This window comes from Flavobacterium faecale, from assembly GCF_048320115.1.
In the GTDB taxonomy this organism is placed as follows: Bacteria; Bacteroidota; Bacteroidia; order Flavobacteriales; family Flavobacteriaceae; genus Flavobacterium; species Flavobacterium faecale_A.
In genome coordinates this window covers 1,284,393-1,304,272 of record NZ_CP182943.1, presented here as the reverse complement: position 1 = coordinate 1,304,272, position 19,880 = coordinate 1,284,393, and the positions used below count along the sequence as shown (strand labels likewise).

The 19,880-nt window shown below is 33.6% G+C and carries 21 protein-coding genes; 8 read left to right on the top strand and 13 right to left on the bottom strand.

Translation table 11 applies throughout. The features are described from left to right. Positions 1-58: 58 nt before the first annotated feature. Positions 59-1,036 carry a tryptophan--tRNA ligase gene (trpS, locus tag ACNH59_RS05505; protein WP_418264428.1) on the bottom strand — a complete coding sequence of 326 codons (978 nt, stop codon included), beginning with the start codon at positions 1,034-1,036 and terminating at the stop codon, positions 59-61. Between the two features lie 247 nt (positions 1,037-1,283). Here trpS and ACNH59_RS05500 point away from each other — a divergent pair, with 247 nt between their 5' ends. Then, positions 1,284-2,069: a lysophospholipid acyltransferase family protein gene (locus ACNH59_RS05500; protein WP_418264427.1), complete on the top strand. Its 786-nt coding sequence runs from the start codon at positions 1,284-1,286 to the stop codon at positions 2,067-2,069. Here the strand turns inward: ACNH59_RS05500 and ACNH59_RS05495 are convergent. The 7 genes from ACNH59_RS05495 to ACNH59_RS05465 all read right to left on the bottom strand — a co-directional run bounded on the left by ACNH59_RS05495 (position 2,020) and on the right by ACNH59_RS05465 (position 7,878). Continuing rightward, positions 2,020-3,402 carry a hypothetical protein gene (locus ACNH59_RS05495; RefSeq protein ID WP_418264426.1) on the bottom strand — a complete coding sequence of 461 codons (1,383 nt, stop codon included), beginning with the start codon at positions 3,400-3,402 and terminating at the stop codon, positions 2,020-2,022. The genes ACNH59_RS05500 and ACNH59_RS05495 overlap by 50 nt on opposite strands. Beyond that, positions 3,399-3,941, bottom strand: coding sequence for an RNA polymerase sigma factor (locus ACNH59_RS05490; RefSeq protein WP_418264425.1), 543 nt, complete (start codon positions 3,939-3,941; stop codon positions 3,399-3,401). The genes ACNH59_RS05495 and ACNH59_RS05490 overlap by 4 nt, the downstream gene beginning before the upstream one ends. Positions 3,942-3,956: 15 nt before the next feature. After that, positions 3,957-4,370 (bottom strand): hypothetical protein, encoded by a 414-nt coding sequence (locus tag ACNH59_RS05485; RefSeq protein WP_418264424.1) that lies wholly within the window; start codon positions 4,368-4,370, stop codon positions 3,957-3,959. Positions 4,371-4,530: 160 nt separating this feature from the next. Further along, positions 4,531-5,538: a recombinase RecA gene (recA, locus tag ACNH59_RS05480; RefSeq protein ID WP_418264875.1), complete on the bottom strand. Its 1,008-nt coding sequence runs from the start codon at positions 5,536-5,538 to the stop codon at positions 4,531-4,533. A 226-nt stretch (positions 5,539-5,764) separates the two neighbouring features. Then, positions 5,765-6,274 (bottom strand): acyl-CoA thioesterase, encoded by a 510-nt coding sequence (locus ACNH59_RS05475; protein ID WP_418264423.1) that lies wholly within the window; start codon positions 6,272-6,274, stop codon positions 5,765-5,767. Positions 6,275-6,340: 66 nt separating this feature from the next. Next, on the bottom strand, positions 6,341-6,724 hold the full coding sequence (locus tag ACNH59_RS05470; protein WP_418264422.1) for a DoxX family protein: 384 nt from the start codon (positions 6,722-6,724) through the stop codon (positions 6,341-6,343). Positions 6,725-6,729: 5 nt separating this feature from the next. After that, positions 6,730-7,878, bottom strand: coding sequence for an ATP-binding protein (locus ACNH59_RS05465; protein ID WP_418264421.1), 1,149 nt, complete (start codon positions 7,876-7,878; stop codon positions 6,730-6,732). A gap of 476 nt (positions 7,879-8,354) precedes the next feature. Between ACNH59_RS05465 and ACNH59_RS05460 the strand changes: the two genes are divergently transcribed. From ACNH59_RS05460 to ACNH59_RS05445, 4 genes are all read left to right on the top strand, one after another. Continuing rightward, the gene (locus tag ACNH59_RS05460; protein ID WP_418264420.1) at positions 8,355-9,542 is read left to right on the top strand and encodes a phosphoglycerate kinase; all 1,188 of its coding nucleotides are present in this window, start codon (positions 8,355-8,357) and stop codon (positions 9,540-9,542) included. A gap of 106 nt (positions 9,543-9,648) precedes the next feature. Next, entirely contained in the window at positions 9,649-11,676 is a 2,028-nt protein-coding gene (locus tag ACNH59_RS05455; protein WP_418264419.1) for a LysM peptidoglycan-binding domain-containing protein, read from the top strand. An 89-nt stretch (positions 11,677-11,765) separates the two neighbouring features. Continuing rightward, entirely contained in the window at positions 11,766-12,701 is a 936-nt protein-coding gene (locus ACNH59_RS05450) for a DUF4837 family protein (protein WP_418264418.1), read from the top strand. A gap of 4 nt (positions 12,702-12,705) precedes the next feature. Next, positions 12,706-13,152 (top strand): GNAT family N-acetyltransferase, encoded by a 447-nt coding sequence (locus tag ACNH59_RS05445; protein WP_418264417.1) that lies wholly within the window; start codon positions 12,706-12,708, stop codon positions 13,150-13,152. 1 nt (position 13,153) lies between these two features. On the opposite strand, the gene ACNH59_RS05440 is transcribed toward ACNH59_RS05445, so the two are convergent. The 3 genes from ACNH59_RS05440 to rnpA are packed head-to-tail and all read right to left on the bottom strand — an operon-like array spanning position 13,154 to position 16,032. Further along, positions 13,154-13,960, bottom strand: coding sequence for an OmpA family protein (locus ACNH59_RS05440; protein WP_418264416.1), 807 nt, complete (start codon positions 13,958-13,960; stop codon positions 13,154-13,156). Beyond that, entirely contained in the window at positions 13,960-15,597 is a 1,638-nt protein-coding gene (locus ACNH59_RS05435; RefSeq protein WP_418264415.1) for a S41 family peptidase, read from the bottom strand. Before ACNH59_RS05435 ends, ACNH59_RS05440 begins: the two co-directional genes overlap by 1 nt. 54 nt (positions 15,598-15,651) lie before the next feature. Further along, positions 15,652-16,032, bottom strand: coding sequence for a ribonuclease P protein component (rnpA, locus tag ACNH59_RS05430; protein WP_418264414.1), 381 nt, complete (start codon positions 16,030-16,032; stop codon positions 15,652-15,654). Between the two features lie 125 nt (positions 16,033-16,157). Here rnpA and ACNH59_RS05425 point away from each other — a divergent pair, with 125 nt between their 5' ends. From ACNH59_RS05425 to ACNH59_RS05415, 3 genes are all read left to right on the top strand, one after another. Further along, on the top strand, positions 16,158-16,892 hold the full coding sequence (locus ACNH59_RS05425; protein ID WP_418264413.1) for a lysophospholipid acyltransferase family protein: 735 nt from the start codon (positions 16,158-16,160) through the stop codon (positions 16,890-16,892). 11 nt (positions 16,893-16,903) lie between these two features. Continuing rightward, entirely contained in the window at positions 16,904-17,890 is a 987-nt protein-coding gene (locus ACNH59_RS05420; protein ID WP_418264412.1) for an acyl-ACP desaturase, read from the top strand. An 82-nt stretch (positions 17,891-17,972) separates the two neighbouring features. Beyond that, on the top strand, positions 17,973-18,623 hold the full coding sequence (locus ACNH59_RS05415) for an HD domain-containing protein (RefSeq protein ID WP_418264411.1): 651 nt from the start codon (positions 17,973-17,975) through the stop codon (positions 18,621-18,623). 46 nt (positions 18,624-18,669) lie between these two features. Here ACNH59_RS05415 and ACNH59_RS05410 read toward each other — a convergent pair whose 3' ends face one another. Together ACNH59_RS05410 and ACNH59_RS05405 are read right to left on the bottom strand one after the other, a co-directional pair. Next, positions 18,670-19,071 carry a hypothetical protein gene (locus ACNH59_RS05410; protein ID WP_418264410.1) on the bottom strand — a complete coding sequence of 134 codons (402 nt, stop codon included), beginning with the start codon at positions 19,069-19,071 and terminating at the stop codon, positions 18,670-18,672. A 24-nt stretch (positions 19,072-19,095) separates the two neighbouring features. After that, positions 19,096-19,878, bottom strand: a complete 783-nt coding sequence (locus tag ACNH59_RS05405) for an enoyl-CoA hydratase/isomerase family protein (protein WP_418264409.1) — start codon at positions 19,876-19,878, stop codon at positions 19,096-19,098. Positions 19,879-19,880 lie beyond the last annotated feature (2 nt).

Sequence of the window (19,880 nt, the reverse complement as noted above, 5' to 3'; positions counted from 1 at the left end):
GTTTAAATAGAAACTTTTGCTGTTAAATTTAAGTATATAATAAGTGTTTTGAACTTATTTAGGAAGCACTAAATCCTAATTTTGTTCTTACTCTTTGCAAAACACCAGTCGCTACAGCCGAAGCTTTATTAGCACCTTTTTGCAACAAAGCATCTACTTCAGAAAGATTTTCCATATAGTAATTGTATTTTTCTCTTTCGGTTTTAAATTTCTCTACAATCAACTCAAACAATGCTTGTTTAGCATGACCGTAACCGTAATTTCCACCTTCATAATTGGCTTTCATAGTTGCAATTTGTTCCTCATTTGCCAATAAAGAATAAATGGCAAAACAGTTACATGTTTCAGTATTTTTAGGTTCTTCCAGCGGTGTACTATCGGTTTCTATCGACATGATTTGCTTGCGCAAGGCTTTGTCATTCAAGAAAATATTGATAATATTATTCGCAGATTTACTCATTTTACCTCCATTTGTACCTGGAATCAACATACTGTTTTCTTGAATTTTAGCTTCGGGTAATACGAATGTTTCCCCCATTTGATGGTTGAAACGAGAAGCCACATCACGAGTAATTTCTAAATGTTGCAATTGATCTTTTCCTACTGGAACCACTTCGGCATCATACAATAAAATGTCGGCAGCCATGAGCATTGGATACGTAAACAAACCCGCGTTTACATCATCCAATCGGTCTGCTTTGTCTTTGAAAGAATGTGCTAAAGTCAATCGTTGGTATGGAAAAAAACAACTCAAATACCAAGTTAATTCTGCTGTTTGTGGCACATCAGATTGTCTGTAAAAAGTAACTTTATCTACATCTAATCCACAAGCCAACCAAGCCGCTGCAGTACTATAAGTATTGTTGCTTAAGGTTTCTCCATTTTTAATTTGAGTAATCGAATGTAAATCGGCTATAAAAAGGAACGATTCGTTTTCAGGATTGTTAGATAATGCAATTGCAGGGATGATTGCCCCTAATAAATTGCCTAAATGTGGTGTTCCAGTACTTTGTACACCGGTCAATATTTTTGCCATTATTTTATTTTATGTACCGTAATTTTGTAAACATTTGATCTTTTAAAATAGGAAACAAATAATTTTTTTTTACCATTAGGAAATTAAGTTTATTAAGCCTTAATGAAACTTAATTTCTTAATGGTTTAGATTTTTTAGATGTAATGTTTTTAAAAATTAAACGGCAATTGTTTTTTAAAAATTCTAATTGTCCCCAAATTTAATTGTTTTTGATAAAACTAAGCTAGTATTCCTTATTTTTGAACTCATGAAAGGAATAAAAATTATTTTTTGGATACTTTGGAGGCTTTGGTTTTACATTGTTATGGCTCTTCCAATCTTGATTATGTTTCCGTTCTTAATACTTTCTATTGTTTCCTATAAAGGTTATCCTTATTTTTTTAGGATGGCTCGTGTGTGGGCTAAGTTTATTCTTTTTGCCATGGGATTTTATTATAAAGTAAGAAAAGAATACAATTTGCACCCCAAAAAAAGTTATATGATTGTGGCAAATCATACATCCATGACGGATATCATGTTGATGCTTGCAGTGGTCAAAAATCCTTTTGTTTTTGTTGGGAAACAAGAATTAGCAAAGATTCCTTTGTTTGGTTTTTTCTACAAACGTACCTGTATCTTAGTTGATAGAAATTGTTCCAAAAGCAAAAATGATGTTTTCAAGAAAGCACAAAAACGGTTAAGTCTTGGTTTGAGTGTTTGTATTTTTCCTGAAGGTGGTGTTCCTGATGATGAAAGCATCATACTCGATACTTTTAAAGATGGTGCTTTCCGATTAGCAATTGAACACCAAATCCCCATTGTTCCCATTACTTTTGCCGATAATAAAAAACGTTTTTCCTATACTTTTTTCAGTGGAAGTCCCGGAATCATGCGTGTAAAAATTCATGCACCCATTATTACTCAAGGTAAAACAATATTAGACCGTAAGGAACTGAGAGAAACAACTCGAAAAGTGATTTACAATCAATTACTTGATTTTAACTTTAAAAACGATAACTCACACCCGAATACAAGCCAAGAAATACAGGTTTAAAGTTGTTTGAGTTTGACGAAAAGGTATTCCATTGGTACTTGACAGTGGGTTCAAAATGGAAGTGAATGGAGGGTATCAATTGGTATTTGAAACCCACTCCAAAATTAGAACTCAAGTGTACCTTATTTAAATTATTGGCTTCGCCTAATTCAACATTCGATTCTGAAGAAATCAACGAAATCTTATTTTCATTCAAAAACAAAGTACTAAAACCACCTATCAAACTAACACCAATTTTTTTATCCAAAAGCGCATAGGAAACTTCCATAGGCAATTCATAATAGCCCATTGTTTGGTTAAGAGCTCCATTTTCTGTTTTTTGAATGTTTTTCTCAGCAGCTGTCAAAGTACTAAAACTAGCTTGATTTTTCACTTCAATGAAATGGTCTGGATTGTTATTGTAATTGATGCTTGCTATACTATTAGTGGTCAGTCCAGGAGAATAAATAATATCATTAGTATTGTAACCTAAGACTAATTTGTTGATGCCTGTTCGAAGTGCTATTTTTGAATTGACAGCGTATTGAATTCCGAGTCCAAAACTTAAGCTGGTTTCTCCACTTTTGTCATTGTTTGAAAACTGATTGTCAATAGCTGATCCTCCCGAATTGGTCTGAAGATATACTGGAGCAACTGTAGGAGCAACTTGCCATTTGCCTTTATTGTTTGATGCCAAATCGTTTTTTTTCTCCGTTTTTTCTTTTAAAATTTCTTCCAGTTCATTCGTTTCTTCGGGAGTTTTATTAACAGCCTCTTTTGAATTAGTAGTCGCAATATTTTTATCTAAATCATCATTCTTAATTGTTTTCTTTTCTGGGGTATTTAGTGGATTTACAATGGTATTGTTCTTGTTTTGAATTGCATTTGCAACTGTGTTTTCTTGCTCTGGAGCTGATTTCGTTTTGGAATGGTTATTTGTTAGGTTTTGAGTTTTATTCGAACGAGAAAGCGCATTTGGTTTTTTAGATGATAAATTTGAATTTGCAGTCGTTTTTGTAGTGCTGGTAAGCGTAACCGTTTCGGTATTATGATCCTCAACTGTTTTATTTTCATCAATAAAAATAGAGCGTGTTTTCTTAGGAATGGATTTGTTTACAACAGGATTTTCAAGACCAACACCTTCTTTTTTATCTAATGATTTGATAGCAAAAAATCCTAAAATTAATGCCGAAGCAATTCCAGAATATTGCAACCACAATGGAAGTATTCGTCTCTTTTTCTTGTCCTTGTTTAAGGATGCTGCGATATTTTGCCAAACTTTTTCGTCTGGACTAGCTTCAAAATCTTTTAGTCGTTCTTGAAACAATCGGTCTATATTTTTATTTTCTTTCATTGTGCCGATGATTCTTGAGTGTTGTTGTTTCTGTTTTCGATTTTTTCCTTCAATAGGAGCCGGGCGCGATGTAAATTAGATTTAGTCGTTCCTGTTGAAATAGAGAGCATTTCACTGATTTCTTGATGTGAATAGCCGTCTAGAACATAAAGGCTAAAAACGATTCGGTATTGATGGGGTAGTTCTTGAATGATTTGAAGTAAATAGTCAAGGGAGACTTCAGCATCGTCCAATTCGATTTCGACATCTGCGATTGATTCGTCTAAAACTTCCATATAATGCACTCCTTTGTACTTTTGAAGTATGTTGTTTATCATAATGCGTTTACACCAACCTTCAAAGGAACCCTTGCCTGAATACTGCTCTATTTTTCGAAAAATAATCAAAAATCCATCCTGTAAGTTGTCCTGGGCATCAGCGTAACTATTAGAATATTTTAAACATACCCCAAAGAACTTTTTCATGAACAATTTAAAGATTTGTTCTTGTGCTTTGGGGTTGTTTTTTTTACATTCTTTAATGAGTTCTTCTACTACCACAGAAACTGCTATTGATTATTCTGTTACTTGAATTTCAACTTCTTCAAAAATATTTTCGCCAGCGGAATCTTTTCCTTTGTAAAATTTAAAGATATAGGAGCCTGTATTGTTGACTATAAAGTTAAAAGAAGCGTCAGATAAGGGTGGGACTTCAGTTGTACAAACTTGGTTGTCTTTTACCGCTGTTTGAATCCCAATGGTTCTCGTGTTTAAGTCTTTAGCATAATAGATTCCTTGATACAAATGACAAGAAGTTGGTTTTTGATATTTTAATTTAATTTCATAAGTATCTCCTAGTTTGAATGTGGCAGGAACTTCATAACTTTCTACAGGAAGTACTTGATAAGTATAACTGTCGGAAGATTTATCGTCTAAACTACAACTTACTAATGCAGTAATTAAAACGAGTAATGATAGAATCTTTTTCATTTTTTCAAATTTTAAGGTTAATAGTAATTAATAATATGTCTTCTTATAAGATGAAATTATTTAAAAAAGGTTGCGTCATTTTTGAAAAAAGTATAAATAAAGATAAAAAAAATGCCCGAATTCACATTCGAGCATTTTCTAGCATTTTTAAAACAAAGAATTAGTTGTCTCCAATTTCTTTAATTCTAGCTTTGATTTTTTCTTCTAATTCTTCCGCTAGTTCAGGATTGTCTTTGATTAAAGTTTTTACTGCATCACGACCTTGTCCTAATTTAGTATCACCGTAGCTAAACCAAGAACCTGATTTTTTAACGATTTCAAATTCTACCGCTAAATCCAGAATTTCACCTGTTTTAGAAACTCCTTCTCCATACATAATGTCAAATTCGGCAGTTTTAAATGGTGGTGCTACTTTGTTTTTTACGATTTTTACTTTGGTTCTATTTCCTAAAACATTTTCACCGTCTTTAATTTGAGTAGAACGACGAATGTCTAGACGTACCGATGCATAAAACTTCAAGGCGTTACCACCTGTTGTTGTTTCAGGATTTCCAAACATTACTCCAATTTTCTCTCTCAACTGGTTGATGAAGAAAACCGTACAGTTGGTTTTGCTAATGGTTCCTGTTAATTTTCTCAAGGCTTGTGACATCAATCGAGCGTGTAATCCCATTTTAGAATCCCCCATTTCTCCTTCAATCTCACTTTTTGGGGTCAAAGCCGCCACCGAGTCAATAACCACTATATCAATCGCTCCAGAACGAATTAAGTTTTCTGCAATTTCAAGAGCTTGCTCTCCGTTATCTGGTTGTGAAATGATTAAATTTTCGATATCTACGCCTAATTTTTCGGCATAACCTCTATCAAAAGCGTGCTCAGCATCAATAAAAGCAGCAATTCCACCTGCTTTTTGTGCCTCTGCAATCGCATGAAGCGTCAAGGTAGTTTTACCAGAAGATTCTGGTCCATATATTTCAATAATACGACCTTTAGGATAACCGCCTACACCTAAGGCTAAATCTACACCTAAAGAACCTGAAGAAATGGTTTCGACTTCCACAATGGCTTTGTCGCCCATTTTCATTACCGTTCCTTTTCCGTAGGTTTTGTCTAATTTATCTAACGTTAATTGTAACGCTTTTAATTTTGCTTCTTTCTCTGAACTCATCGTCTCTTTTACCTTTTCTTTCATTAATTTGTATCGTTTTACCTCTTTAATAAATTGACAATAAGTGTGTTTACAATGTCAATTTGGCTTATATTTAAATAAAAAGCTCCGTAAAAATACTTCTTTTTTTTGTCTAAAAAATCAGTTTTTTGAATATATTTTACTTTTTTTTCAAATGTGAATTTTATCTAAAAAACTCGGGAAACTTTAGTTTTATTAAATCTCCCTAAAGAAACAACGCCTTCAATTCTGTAGCTTCATCAGCTTTGATTTTTCCAGCTAATAGTAAACTCAATTGTTTTCGTCTCAAAGCACCATCGTAGCGTTCTTGTTCCAGTTTAGTTTCAGGAACAATAGGAGGGACGATGACTGGTTTGCCTGTTTCGCTAACGGCTACAAAAGTATAAATCGCCTCGTTGGCTTTGGATTTTTCGCCAGATGTTCTGTCTTCAACCCAAACATCTATATAGACTTCCATAGAACTATTGAAAGCTCTGGAAACTTTAGCTTCAATGGTCACAACACTTCCTAACAAAATGGCTTTGGTAAACGCCACATGATTGACCGAAGCGGTTACAGCAATATTGCGAGAATGGCGTTGGGCCGAAATACTGGCAGCACGATCCATTCGAGCCAATAATTCACCTCCAAAAAGATTGTGAATGTGGTTCGTTTCAGACGGCAAAACCAAATCGGTCAATACAGTCAAAGATTCAGAAGGCGTTTTTGGAGTCATAGTAATTTTTGATTATTTCATAATTTTTTGACATTGATTTTTGCCATTGCCATTGAAATTGTTTATCTAATTCAACCAATACACAGCCATTACCGCTGGAATGAAGTAAATTACAATAGTACGAGCACCATCATAATCTTTGGCTAATCTTTGTCCAAAAAGCATCATCAATAAAGTAATAGCTGAAAAAACAGCACCATAAAAACCAAAAAGTCTACCGTCGCTCACGATTAATTCGATACCACCTACAAAACACAGTATGGTCGAAATTAATTCCATAACAACTAAGTTTATTAAAGCTGGCTTGACGTAGTTTTTCAACCTTGTTTGTGCAAAATGTTCTTTGAGCCAACTAAGGTTTTCTTGCCAATAGAACAATTTTTCATAGCTGGATTGCAAAAAAGTTATGCCAAAAAACACTAATATCAATAAAGAGGCTGGATTGTTCATGAGGGTTATTTTTTATGAATGAGTCGGGTTAGTTTAATAGATAAATCGGTCAAAATTATTTTGGCATTTCCGTTACGTTCCACATGGTACATGGCTTCGCCAATTTCATTATAAATCTCGATGATGTTATTTCCGTTAACGAAAGGTGCAAATTTTTCCAATTTGAAGTTTGCTATCTTAGGTTCAAAATAGACCAAACTTGGTGTTTCATAGTTCAGCATCAAAGCTTGACGGAACATTTCGATACAAAAATCTAGAAATTTCTTTTGGCTTTCTCTTCCTAAGGCTGCAATTTTTTCGCTCCAAGTAATTAAATCGTGAATAGCCGAAGCGTCTTTTTTGGCTTGAAATGCCGCTCTTACCCATGTTACAAACCATTCCTCAAAAGGATGTTCTTCACTATCATCATGTAATAAATGCAAGGCTTTGTTGTAATTACCTTGCGCTTGATGGGCAATTTTAAGAGCTAATTTTTCGTCAATTTGTTCCTTGCTAACCAAAGCTTCTGCAATAACGGATTGACTCAATCCATTGAAATGCAGGATTTGACAACGGGAACGAATCGTTTGAATGATGTCTTCTTCGTTTTCACTGATTAATATGAATATCGTTTTCTCTGGTGGTTCTTCTAATAATTTTAATAATTTATTTGAAGCAGCGGTGTTGAGCTTGTCTGCCATCCAGACAATCATAATTTTATAACCGCCTTCATAGGATTTTAGCGCCAGGGATTTAAGGATTTCTTGAGCGTCATCAACTCTAATTTCTCCTTGTTTGTTTTGTACTCCTAAAACTGCGTACCAGTCGAACAATCCACCATAGGGTTGTTGTAATACAAATTCTCTCCAATCAGCAATAAAATCGATGCTTTTGGGTTTGGTTTTGACTTCATCAGTAGTTACAGTGGGATATACAAAATGTAAATCGGGATGTGCTATTTTGTCAAATTTCAGGTTACAAGCAATATTTTCTCCTGTATTTTCTCCATTTTGATTTTGGCACAAAATATATTGCGCATAAGCAATAGCCATCGGTAGAGTACCACAGCCTTCGGGACCTACAAAAAGTTGTGCATGCGGAATCCTTCCTGAACTGGCACTTTGCGTCAGGTGGTTTTTGATGTGTTCTTGTCCTAAAATTTCTGAAAATAGCATAAAGCAAAGATAACAGAAAATGGATTAGTCAAAAATTTTGAGAAACAAAGTTTGTGTGACTTTTAGGTAGGGTTTATTCCTTTATAATGTTTTGCTAGAAATTGCACAAATTGCCGCAAATTTCAATGTAATTAAAAGCAGAATTACACGAATTTTAATCGTTTAAGAATCTGTGTAATTGATAAAAATTGTGGTTCGAGCTAATTGCTGCTCTAAAGGATGCTTTGGGACGGGTTTAGTTTTTTGTAAAACGTTTGTCATCTGTTTTTAGCTAGGTATTAGTATAAAATAAAAAAACATTTTGTAGCTTTTTTGTCGAATTCACTAAATCTTATAGAGTTTTCTAAATTTTTTATACGACTTACATCGTTTTCGTTCCAGTAATGGGCTTTTTTTTAGATTAATGAAATATTATACTAACCTAAAAGTTCTATATTTGTTGCACTTTCTGAAATAATAAACTTAAAACATATCTAATGAAGACTTTAAACGACTTTGATTTTAAAAATAAAAAAGCAATAATTCGCGTTGATTTTAACGTGCCTTTGGACGAAAACTTTATTGTTACAGACACTACGCGTATTGTATCTGCAAAACCAACAATTGATGCTATTTTAGCACAAGGTGGAAGCGTGATTTTAATGTCGCATTTAGGAAGACCAAAAGGAGCTGAAGAAAAATATTCATTAAAACATATTTTAAAAACAACTTCTGAAATCCTTGGAGTTCCAGTAAAATTTGCTGCTAACTGTGTAGGAGAAGAAGCTAAAACAGCTGCTGCTACTTTACAAGCGGGTGAAGTCTTGTTATTAGAAAATTTACGTTTTCACGCTGAAGAAGAAATCGGTGATGTTGCTTTTGCAAAAGAGTTGGCTTCCTTAGGAGATATCTATGTAAATGACGCTTTTGGAACTGCACATAGAGCACATGCATCGACTACTATTATCGCTCAATTTTTTCCAACTGCTAAATGTTTTGGAGCTTTATTGGCTAAAGAAATTGAAAGTATTGATAAAGTATTAAATAACAGTGAAAAGCCAGTATTAGCTATTCTTGGAGGATCAAAAGTTTCTTCAAAAATCACTGTTATCGAAAATATTTTGGATAAAGTAGATCACATGATTATTGGTGGTGGAATGACCTTTACTTTCGTAAAAGCTCAAGGTGGAAAAATTGGTAATTCTATTTGTGAAGATGACAAACAAGAATTGGCTTTAGAAATTTTGCGTTTGGCTAAAGAAAAGGGAGTTCAAATTCATATTCCAGTGGATGTGGTTGCTGGTGATGATTTTTCAAATTCAGCTAATACACAAGTAGTTGATGTAAATAACATTCCTGACGGATGGGAAGGAATGGATGCAGGTCCAAAATCATTAGCAAACTTCGAAAAAGTAATCATGGAATCTAAAACAATTCTTTGGAATGGTCCACTAGGAGTTTTTGAAATGGAAACTTTTGCTAAAGGTACAATAGCTTTAGGCGATTATATTGCTGCTTCAACTGCAAACGGTGCTTTCTCACTTGTAGGAGGCGGAGATTCAGTTGCTGCTGTGAAACAATTCGGTTTTGAAGACAAAATGAGTTATGTTTCAACAGGTGGTGGAGCGATGTTAGAGATGCTTGAAGGTAGAGTTTTACCTGGTATTGCAGCAATTTTAGAATAAAAATATCATTTTTAACAATATTTATAGTTTTTTTTAGTTAATACGTAGTATGTTTGCATTAATTTATTCTTAACAAGTTATGAATAAGCGTTTTAACTAAAGAAATATGACTATAAAAAATATAACAATTTCACTTTCTTTATTACTATCAATTCCTTTGTTTTCGCAAGAAGTTGCTGAGAGCAAGGGAATTGTTGGTTTAGAGACTAAGGTGAGCTACCTAGATTCTATCAAAAAGACTTTTGTTAAAGACGATTTAGCCGCTTGTGTGGATAATCTTTGGTTAAAGGAATTGACAGATTTGGATTTGTATAATGAGATGACCACTGATATTGCAAGTATTGATTCGAGTATCAAAGTGGATTATGAATTGCCTACCGATTTATTAAAATCGAGATTAGAAGCAATGAATGCCAAATCGCCTTTTAGAATTCAATACAACGAAAACCTTGAAAATGTAATCAAGTCTTTCTTGAAATACCGCAGAAAATCATACGAACGTTTGATGGCGGTTTCTGAGTATTATTTTCCTTTATTTGAAGAGACTTTTGCCAAACAAAATATTCCTTTAGAAATAAAATATTTAGCCATAGTAGAATCGGCTTTAAATCCTAAAGCGGTTTCCAAAATGGGAGCGACGGGATTGTGGCAGTTCATGTATCAAACAGGGAAACAATATGAATTAAAAATAGATTCTTATGTTGACGAACGTAGTGACCCTTTAAAAGCTACCCAAGCCGCAGCACAGTATATGAGTAATATGCATGCTATTTTTGGAGATTGGGAATTGGTTTTGGCTTCTTATAACTCGGGTCCAGGAAATGTGTCTAAGGCCATTCGTCGTTCTGGTGGAAAGCAAAATTTTTGGGACATTCGCGAATATTTACCTAAAGAAACTCAAGGATATGTACCTGCTTTTTTAGCGACTATGTATATTTATGAATATCATAAAGAGCACGGTATCAAACCCAATAGAGCTGTTTTGCAACATTTCGCTACAGATACGGTGATGATAAGAAGAGAAATGACTTTTAAGCAAATATCGGATTTGTTAGATGTGCCAATGGCACAATTGCAACTACTAAACCCTTCTTATAAATTGAATACAATTCCTGTTTATAATGATGCGAAGCATTTTCTAAAGTTGCCAAAGGATAAAATCGCAGTATTCGTTTCTAATGAAGAAAAAATTTATGCTTATGTGCAACGTGAGTCTGAAAATAGAACGGGTACTTTTCAAAACAACAGAGCCATTGCAGCTACATCAGTGTCAAAATCAGATTCTATAAAATTAACGGCTGCCAATACACAATACTATAAAGTGAAGCAAGGCGATAACCTAAATGCTATTGCAAGTAAATATGATGTGAGTGTGGAATCTTTGATGAAATGGAATAATTTGAATAGCAGTTATATTGCATACGGAGATAATTTAAAAATAGCTGTTCCAGATTCGATTGTAAAATCAAATAAATCAGTTGCAACCTCCAAGGCTGCAGTTGCCGAAGTAAAGGTTCACAAAGAGGAAGCTGTTGTTCATTCTGAAGAAGAGCCTCAGGACGAAGCAACTTATTATATTGTTCAAAAAGGGGATAATCTGAATTCTATTGCCAGAAATCATAATGTAAGTATTGCCGATTTAACTTCTTGGAACGGTTTGACAACAGGTACTATTCAACTAGGTGCAAAACTTAAAGTGGGTGAAAAATCAACTGAAACTGAGGGAGCTGTTGCAGTTGTAGCTACTCCAGTAGTTTTGAAGAATATTCAATATGTAGTTCAAAAAGGAGATAATCTAGGAACGATTGCTAAGAAATTTGGAACTTCTTTGAATGAATTGAAACAATGGAATAAGCTAGCTAGTAATACAGTACCCTTAGGGAAGACATTAATAGTTGCTAAAAACGAACCAGCAATCAATACTTCTTTGGCTAGTGTTAATTCTTTCAAGAAGGCAGATACTTTTGCTGCAACTTCAAAACAACAAGCCACAGATTATTACGTTCAAAAGGGTGATACCTTGTATAGTATTGCTAAAAAATATCCAGGAGTTACTATTGCTGATTTAAAAAAATGGAACGATATTAGCAATGAAGGTATTAAACCCGGAATGAAATTGAAAATAAACGGATAAATACAATAATCTTCTATAAATTTGGGTTTTATTATAATTATACAATTATGAATAAGGCCCATTTTTTATGTTTAATAGTTTCGTTGTTTTTGTGCTCATGCAAAAACAATGAAGATACAGCTGTTAAAAAAACAACTGGAAAAATCAATAGTATCTCTATTGTCATAGACGATCAATTGTGGAATGGCGAAGTAGGGGATAGTATTCGAAATAAATTTGCTACGCCCGTAATTGGACTTCCTCAAGAAGAACCTTTGTTTAATATCAATCAATATCCTACTAAACTGCTCGAAGGTTTTATGACCGACAGTCGAAATATTATTGTGGTCAAAAAGGAGGAAATCAATAAATTCGAAATCATAACCGACCAATATGCTTCCCCGCAAAATGTATTTCATATTTCAGGAAGAACGGCTACTGATATTTTATCTATTTTAGAAAAACAAAGCGCAACAATTATAGCTACAATTAAACAAACTGAAATTGAAGAATCTCAAAAGATTATCAAAAAATCATTGATAAATCCCAAAATTATTGAAAATAAATTTCATATTAATTTAGACGTGCCTTCAGATTACAAATATACTTTGCATGAGGCGAGGTTTTTATGGTTGAAAAAAGAAATTGTAAGTGGAAGTAGTAGTTTATTGCTATATCAAGTCCCTATTTATCAAATTATTAACAAAAATAATATGGTTTCAAATATAATACGAATGAGGGATTCCATAGGTAAATTATATATTCATGGTAAAGAGGTTGATACCGATATGATTACTGAGGAAGCGTATTCGCCTTATTTTTTTAAAATCAAATTGGCGGGTAAAATAGCTTATGAAATGAAAGGAACTTGGGAGTTGAAAAATGATTTTATGTCGGGGCCTTTTATCAATTATGTAATCATTGATGATGAATATAGTAGGGCTTTAGTATTGGAAGGATTTTGCTATTCCCCTTCTAAGGAAAAAAGAGACTTAATGCACGAGTTAGAAGCCATTATTAAATCAGTTTCAATCATAAAAAGGTAGGTAGATGTCTATTCAATGGAAAACGAAGTCTTTTGATGCGTTGACAGTGTATGAACTGTATGAAATACTCCAGTTAAGAAGTCAAATTTTTGTTGTGGAGCAAAATTGTGTCTATCAAGATTTGGACGGAATGGATAGTCAAGCATTGTATCTATGGGGCGAATTTGAGGGTAAAATTGTAGCCCATGCAAGATTATTCAAGCCAGGTATTACCTTTGAAACTGCTTCAATTGGTAGAGTTGTAGTAGATTCAAAACACCGAAATAAAAAATGGGGGCATGAACTGATGCAGGAAGCGATTAAAAATGTAGAAAATATCTTTGGTGAATATCAAATTACCATTGGGGCACAATTGTATCTTAAAAATTTCTATGAAACACATGGTTTTATTCCCATAAGTGAAATGTACCTTGAGGACGGTATTCCACATATAAAAATGAAAAAAGAATAATTTAGGTTTTAGTAATCAAGAACTCTACTCTTCGATCCATTTTTTCACCTTGACCTAAAGGGAATTTGTTTCCGCAACCTTTGTAGGACATTCTAAGACTATTAATGTTTCTGTTTAAAAGGTATCTGAATACCGCTTTGGCTCGATTTACGGATAGTTTTCTATCACCACTGGCTTTGTCTACAGCATCTTTAAAATAGTTTGGAGTACAACATACATGTCCTCGAATTTCAAATTCTAAGTTTTTATTTTTGTTTAAAATAGTAACGATTTTTTCTAGTTCTATTACAGAATCTGGGGTTAGTACACTACTACCTAATGGGAATAAAATATTCTCAAAATAAATGCGATCACCAACAATATGATTGTCTTGTAAGGAATTATAAATCCCATTTCCAAAACTATTTTTGGGAACTAGCATCATGTCCACCCGTCTGTTTTGGGATCTAATTTTACTTAAATCTTTTACCGTATCTGTTTTTATTAGAACACGACCACGGCCTTCAATGATGAGGATTTTATTTTTATTAAAACCATTACTAGTTAGAAGGTCTCTTACAGTTGCAACTCTGTTTTCTGATAACATATAGTTGTAATTATGGTTGCCGCGATCATCACAATAACCATAAATTTGTACAGATTCAATTCTAGACGTATCGATTTTTTTGATAAAATCCAGTGCTATCTGAATTTGGTTTTTGTCTAATGTAAATTTATCGAAATCAAAAAACACAGTTTCAATCTTTTTTTCCTGTGCAGAAATAATTCCAAAAATTAAAAGAACGAGTATTTGAAAAACTTTAAACATTACATTTTTAATATCTTTTGATACTCAGCCAAATTGTTTAAAATGGAAACTGACTTTTTAACTTCTACATTATTTTTTAAATAATAACTATACAAGCCTTCTTGGTATTGATAGCGCTTAATGATTTCGTCCAAAATTAAATTCTTGATTTCCAACTTGTTTTTGTCTATCAATTCTTCCTCGCTTTTTTGCAAAGTCGTGAGGAGTTGTTGGTACTCTTTAAGAATTGCTTCATCAATTTTTTCTTTTTTGGCAATTACTAAGGTGTTTTTCAGTGCTAATTCTGTTTCAGTGTTCAATGCTATTTTTTGAGTTTTGAGGTAGTTCTTGAAGTCTTCAAAATTAGCATCGTTAAATACAGGTACTTCTGTGTTTAATTTTGGATTCTTATAATAAAACACAGTAGCATAGTTAAAAATGACATCATTCTTTAGTAATGCGTCAGCAATAGAACTTGATTTGGTTTCTTCAATTTCAATATCGGGTAAAATTCCACCGCCATCATAAACGGTTCTTCCTTTGCGAGTTTTAAAGGCATTATAATTCTTTTCGTCTGTTCGAGTTGCCATTCCCTTAGTGTCTTTATGGGCATAATCCAAAGCTTGAATGCATCGACCTGACGGAGTATAATAACGGGAAATGGTTACTTTTAACTGGGTGCTATACGTTAAATCCACAGGTTTTTGAACCAATCCTTTTCCAAAACTACGACTACCAACCACTACGGCACGATCCAAGTCTTGCAAAGCTCCAGAAACAATTTCAGAGGCTGAGGCGCTTTTGCTATTGACAATAATAACCAAAGGTATTTGGGTATCTATAGGTTCAAATGCTGTTTTATAGGTGTTGTTGTATTTTTCGATTTTAGATTTGGTCGTAACAATAACTTCGTTTTTTGGAACAAATAAATTACAAATATTGACTGCTTCGTTCAAAAGACCACCAGGATTTCCTCTTAAGTCAAGAACGATTCTTTCCACTCCTTGTTTTTTTAGTTCTAACAAGGCTTCTTTGGTTTCATTGGAGGCTTTTTTGTTAAAATGAGCCAATACGATATATCCAGTCTTTTCATCTATTTTAGCATAAAAAGGAACCGATTTGATTTCGACTTCGTCTAAAATAATTTGGGCGCTGTTCTTTTTTTCTTGACGAATGTATTGTACCTCAATTTTTGTGTTTTTAGTGCCTTTAAATAGTTGGGAAGCATCCTCTTTAAAATCAGCAAGAACTACATCGCCTATTTGAATAATTTCATCTCCAGGTTTTATACCAGCTTTATCCGCTGGAAAATTTTTATACACCTCTTTAATGATGATTTTGCCTTCTTTGCGTTGAATCATGGCGCCAATGCCTGTGTATTCACCTGTATTGTTAATTTTAAATTTTAGAACATCTTGCTCGTTAAAGTAAACGGTGTAGGGATCTAAGTTGGCTAACATGGATTTAATCGCCTTATCCATTAAGTCGCCAGGATTGGTTTCATCAACATAATTGGCGTTCAATTCTTTGAAAAGCGTGGTAAAAATCTCAATTTGCTTGGCTATTTCAAAAAAATTATCTTTAAAACTCACTCCTACAAATAGAAAGAAGCTAGCAGCAGTTGGGATTAGGATTCTTTTTTTGAAAATAGATTTCATTTGGCTATTTTAGATAATGTAGAATTACAAAGATAAAAATACAAAAAACAATATTTATTCTTGCTTTTTTATTTGGAGTAAAAATTTCTCAAACAACTGAATGGTTTTTGCATTGATTTCCTCAAACGTTAAACGTTCTTTGGTTTGATAAAACAACATAAAGGAGTAAGTTTGATCTAAGTTGTCCAGTAATAAATGTTTGTTGAGTCGATAAGTTTCTCTAAGAACTCTTTTGAAATAATTGCGGTCGACGGCTTTTTTAAAATTTCTTTTTGAAACGGAAACGCCTATTTGAGTTCGGGAATCATCTCCAACAGCTCCAGCATAATAAACCAATCGCAAAGGATATTTAGAAACAGATTTACCCTCTGAAAAAAGCAAACCAATTTTTATTTTGCTTTTAAGTTTTTCCTCTTTGGGGTAATTAAAGTTCATGATTATATTGAAAAAAGCTACGTTTTTAGCTTACAAAGGTACAATTAAAGCTTAAATCTATTATTATTTAGGAATTAATTACACTAAAATATTATTTACTACTTTTGCAGACTAAAATTTTTAGCATGCAAAAAATAATATCCTATCCTATATCGGTGATTTATTACTTGTTGTTCGGACTTGTATTGGTGATTTTTCATCCGATACAATGGATTTGTCTGCGAATTTTTGGTTATCAAGCACACAAAAAAAGTGTTGATTATTTAAATTTCTTATTGTTAAAATGTACCAATTTAGTAGGAACAAGGTACACAATCACCAATAGAGAGGCAATTCCGCAAGGAGTTCCGTTAATTTTTGTTGCTAATCATCAAAGTATGTATGATATTATTGCTATGATTTGGTTTTTGAGGCGATTTCATTGTAAATTTGTAAGTAAGAAAGAATTAGGTTCAGGGATTCCAAGTGTTTCTTTTAATTTGAGGCATGGTGGATCAGTCTTAATCGACAGGAAAGATCCTAAGCAAGCGATACCTGTTATCAAGGGCTTGTCTGAATATATAGAACAAAATAATCGATCAGCGGTTATTTTTCCTGAAGGAACCAGAAGCAAAACTGGAAAACCTAAAGAATTTGCTCAAAGCGGATTGAAAATATTATGCAAATATGCTCCATCTGCTTATGTGGTTCCAGTTTCGATAAATAATTCATGGAAAATGGTGCGTTTTGGATTTTTTCCAGTAGGTTTAGGAAATCATTTAAGTTTTGAGATTCATAATCCTATAAAAGTGAGTGAATATAAATTCGAGGATTTAATACAACATACAGAAAGTACAATAGTAAAAGGAATACAATTTTAAAATAGTATACGATGTCAATAAAAAATATCAGATTAGAAGTAATGCAGTTTTTAGAAAAGAGTGTCGACAGTTTTGTTGACCAGTATCTAATTCCTGTTGAAGAAATATGGCAACCATCTGATTTTTTACCAAATTCTGAAAGTGATAACTTTTTAGAAGAAGTAAAAGAGCTACGTGAAATATCAAAGGATTTACCTTATGATTTTTGGGTAGCCATGGTGGGAGATATGATTACTGAGGAAGCTTTACCAACTTATGAAAACTGGTTGATGGAAGTGGAAGGAGTAGATAACTTAGAGCGAAATAGTTGGGCTAAGTGGGTGCGTCAATGGACAGGTGAAGAAAACCGTCATGGTGACTTGTTAAACAAATACATCTATCTTTCCGGACGTGTAAACATGCGTGAAGTTGAGATGACAACACAACATCTTCTTAACGACGGTTTTGATATTGGAACTGGTAGAGATCCTTATAAAAACTTTGTTTACACTAGTTTTCAGGAATTAGCAACTTATGTTTCCCACAACAGAGTATCACAATTAGCTAAAAGTTATGGAGACAAAAAACTTTCTAAAATGTGTAAAATGATTGCTGGAGACGAAATGCGTCATCACCATGCATACAGCCACTTTGTTAGTGAAATTTTCAAAGTTGACCCAAGCGAAATGATGCTTGCGTTTCAATACATGATGAAAGCTAAAATTGTTATGCCTGCTCATTTCTTAAGAGAATCAGGACAAAAGATAGGCACTGCATTTGAACAGTTTTCTGATTCTGCACAGCGTATAGGGGTTTATACTGCCAATGATTATGTAGATATCATGCAAAAATTGATTGATAAATGGGAAATTGATAAAATTGTAGGATTGACAGATGAAGCTGAAAAAGCTAGAGATTATTTGATGAAACTTCCCGCGAGAATGGCAAGAGTTTCAGAGAGAATAGTTATTCCTGCAGAATCTCATATCTTTAAATGGGTAGAACCAGCAAGATTGTAATTTTTTAAATAAATAATAGAATGCTGATTTTTGAGTTTTTTAAACTTTGAAATCAGCATTTTTTTGCAAAAATAAATTCAAAATGAACTTAGATTTGATCGATAAAACCATCATTTTCGTAAAAGAAAAACTTGAAAAAGCCGAAGGTGGACACGACTGGTTTCATATTGAACGAGTGTACAAGAACGCAGTTTTAATTGCCAAAGAAGAGGATTGTAATTTGAATGTAGTGAAATTAGGAGCATTACTGCACGATATAGCCGATAGTAAATTTCATGGGGGTGACGAAAGTATTGGTTCAATTACAGCGAAAAACTTTTTAGAAAGTCAGCAAGTCGATGACTATACGATTCAACAGGTAGTAGCAATTATTGATAATATTTCCTTTAAAGGAGGTAATTTTGAAAAATCATTTAGTTCCAAAGAATTGGCTATCGTACAAGATGCCGACCGTTTAGATGCGATTGGAGCTATTGGTATTGCTCGGGCATTCAATTACGGAGGTTTTAAAAATAGAGCGATGTACGATCCTAATATTGCTCCAAAAATGAACATGACCAAGGAAGAGTATAAAAAAAGTACCGCTCCCACCATCAACCATTTTTACGAAAAATTATTGTTGTTAAAAGACAAAATGAACACCGCTTCTGGGAAAAAAATAGCTGAAGAAAGACACCGTTATATGGAAGGTTTTTTATCGCAATTTTATGCAGAATGGGATGGGGAGGAATAAGGATTTTTTTGGAGATACGTAACTGCAGTGCGTATCTCCAAAAAAATTAAATAATTCCCTTTTCCTTCATTTCAATTATCACATCCGAAGCATTTTTAAAAGTCGGAGCTTGTTCTATAATACTGCCTACTCTTTTTTTGTTGAGTTTAAAAGTCAGATCATTCTCTGTAGTGAATAACAAGGCTGTCATAAAGGGATTGTTCATATAGGGAGCCAAAACAGCAAAAGTATCTTCAAGTGGATGAATACTTTCTACTTCTTCGGTTTTATAGCGTGCAATAACTGACATTTTGAAACTAGATTCTCCATCAAGAACAGGTCTCATATAAATATTTTTCAGTTCGGTGTCTCCAATGGTTTTTGCCAAAGTCAATTTAGCATAAGTGCCGTTTTCAATACTTTGAGTTACTTTTTCCCAGAATTCAGCAAATAGGGGGTGGAATGACATAGTTTGTTTTTTTATAATAGTAGATTATTCGCCAATAAACTGGGCTTTTCTTTTTTCTAAAAAGGCAGCTGTTCCTTCTTTAAAATCTTTAGTTCCAAAGGATTGTCCAAAGTATTTAATTTCTGTATCAAAACCATTTTCTCCATCTCTATAATTGGCATTAATGGCATTAATGGCTTTACTGATGGCTAGGGGTGCGTTTTTAACAATTTTTAGCGCTATACTTTCACAAAAGCTAAGTAACTCATTTTGTGGCACTACATGATTAACCAGCCCCATTTGATAGGCTTCAACCGCAGGTACCATTCCAGCAGTCAGAATCATTTCCATGGCCCGACCCTTGCCGATCAATTGCGGCAATCGTTGTGTACCACCATAACCTGGAATCAATCCTAAAGTAACTTCAGGTAATCCCATTTTGGCATTATCAGAAGCAATTCTAAAATGACAAGCCATGGCCAATTCGAGTCCGCCACCCAAAGCAAATCCGTTAATGGCTGCAATAACTGGAGTTCTTAAATTTTCAACATAATTAAATAAAGTTTCCTGGCCAAAAGCGGCTAATTGTATGCCTTCTTCCACTGTAAAATCGGCAAACTCGGCAATATCTGCGCCAGCAACGAAAGCTTTTTCACCACTTCCTGTTAAAAGAATGACGCGCACTGCTGGGTCTTGTTCTAAGTTTTCAAAGGCCTGATGTAACTCGGAAATAGTTTCTTTATTGAGTGCATTAAGCTTCAAAGGGCGATTAATAGTAACTATTGCTATATTTTCTTTTAAACTAACTAGTATTGTATTGAAGTCCATGA

Bases quoted from the DNA above. Each gene is read 5' to 3' on its own strand.
- ACNH59_RS05440 (WP_418264416.1), bottom strand. From the start codon at position 13,960: ATGTTTAAAGTTTTTCAAATACTCGTTCTTTTAATTTTTGGAATTATT.
- ACNH59_RS05445 (WP_418264417.1), top strand. From the start codon at position 12,706: ATGTCTATTCAATGGAAAACGAAGTCTTTTGATGCGTTGACAGTGTAT.
- ACNH59_RS05500 (WP_418264427.1), top strand. From the start codon at position 1,284: ATGAAAGGAATAAAAATTATTTTTTGGATACTTTGGAGGCTTTGGTTT.
- ACNH59_RS05410 (WP_418264410.1), bottom strand. From the start codon at position 19,071: ATGTCATTCCACCCCCTATTTGCTGAATTCTGGGAAAAAGTAACTCAA.
- ACNH59_RS05495 (WP_418264426.1), bottom strand. From the start codon at position 3,402: ATGAAAGAAAATAAAAATATAGACCGATTGTTTCAAGAACGACTAAAA.
- ACNH59_RS05425 (WP_418264413.1), top strand. From the start codon at position 16,158: ATGCAAAAAATAATATCCTATCCTATATCGGTGATTTATTACTTGTTG.
- rnpA (WP_418264414.1), bottom strand. From the start codon at position 16,032: ATGAACTTTAATTACCCCAAAGAGGAAAAACTTAAAAGCAAAATAAAA.
- ACNH59_RS05415 (WP_418264411.1), top strand. From the start codon at position 17,973: ATGAACTTAGATTTGATCGATAAAACCATCATTTTCGTAAAAGAAAAA.
- ACNH59_RS05470 (WP_418264422.1), bottom strand. From the start codon at position 6,724: ATGAACAATCCAGCCTCTTTATTGATATTAGTGTTTTTTGGCATAACT.
- ACNH59_RS05460 (WP_418264420.1), top strand. From the start codon at position 8,355: ATGAAGACTTTAAACGACTTTGATTTTAAAAATAAAAAAGCAATAATT.
- ACNH59_RS05465 (WP_418264421.1), bottom strand. From the start codon at position 7,878: ATGCTATTTTCAGAAATTTTAGGACAAGAACACATCAAAAACCACCTG.
- ACNH59_RS05475 (WP_418264423.1), bottom strand. From the start codon at position 6,274: ATGACTCCAAAAACGCCTTCTGAATCTTTGACTGTATTGACCGATTTG.
- ACNH59_RS05485 (WP_418264424.1), bottom strand. From the start codon at position 4,370: ATGAAAAAGATTCTATCATTACTCGTTTTAATTACTGCATTAGTAAGT.
- ACNH59_RS05405 (WP_418264409.1), bottom strand. From the start codon at position 19,878: ATGGACTTCAATACAATACTAGTTAGTTTAAAAGAAAATATAGCAATA.
- ACNH59_RS05455 (WP_418264419.1), top strand. From the start codon at position 9,649: ATGACTATAAAAAATATAACAATTTCACTTTCTTTATTACTATCAATT.
- trpS (WP_418264428.1), bottom strand. From the start codon at position 1,036: ATGGCAAAAATATTGACCGGTGTACAAAGTACTGGAACACCACATTTA.
- recA (WP_418264875.1), bottom strand. From the start codon at position 5,538: ATGAGTTCAGAGAAAGAAGCAAAATTAAAAGCGTTACAATTAACGTTA.
- ACNH59_RS05435 (WP_418264415.1), bottom strand. From the start codon at position 15,597: ATGAAATCTATTTTCAAAAAAAGAATCCTAATCCCAACTGCTGCTAGC.
- ACNH59_RS05420 (WP_418264412.1), top strand. From the start codon at position 16,904: ATGTCAATAAAAAATATCAGATTAGAAGTAATGCAGTTTTTAGAAAAG.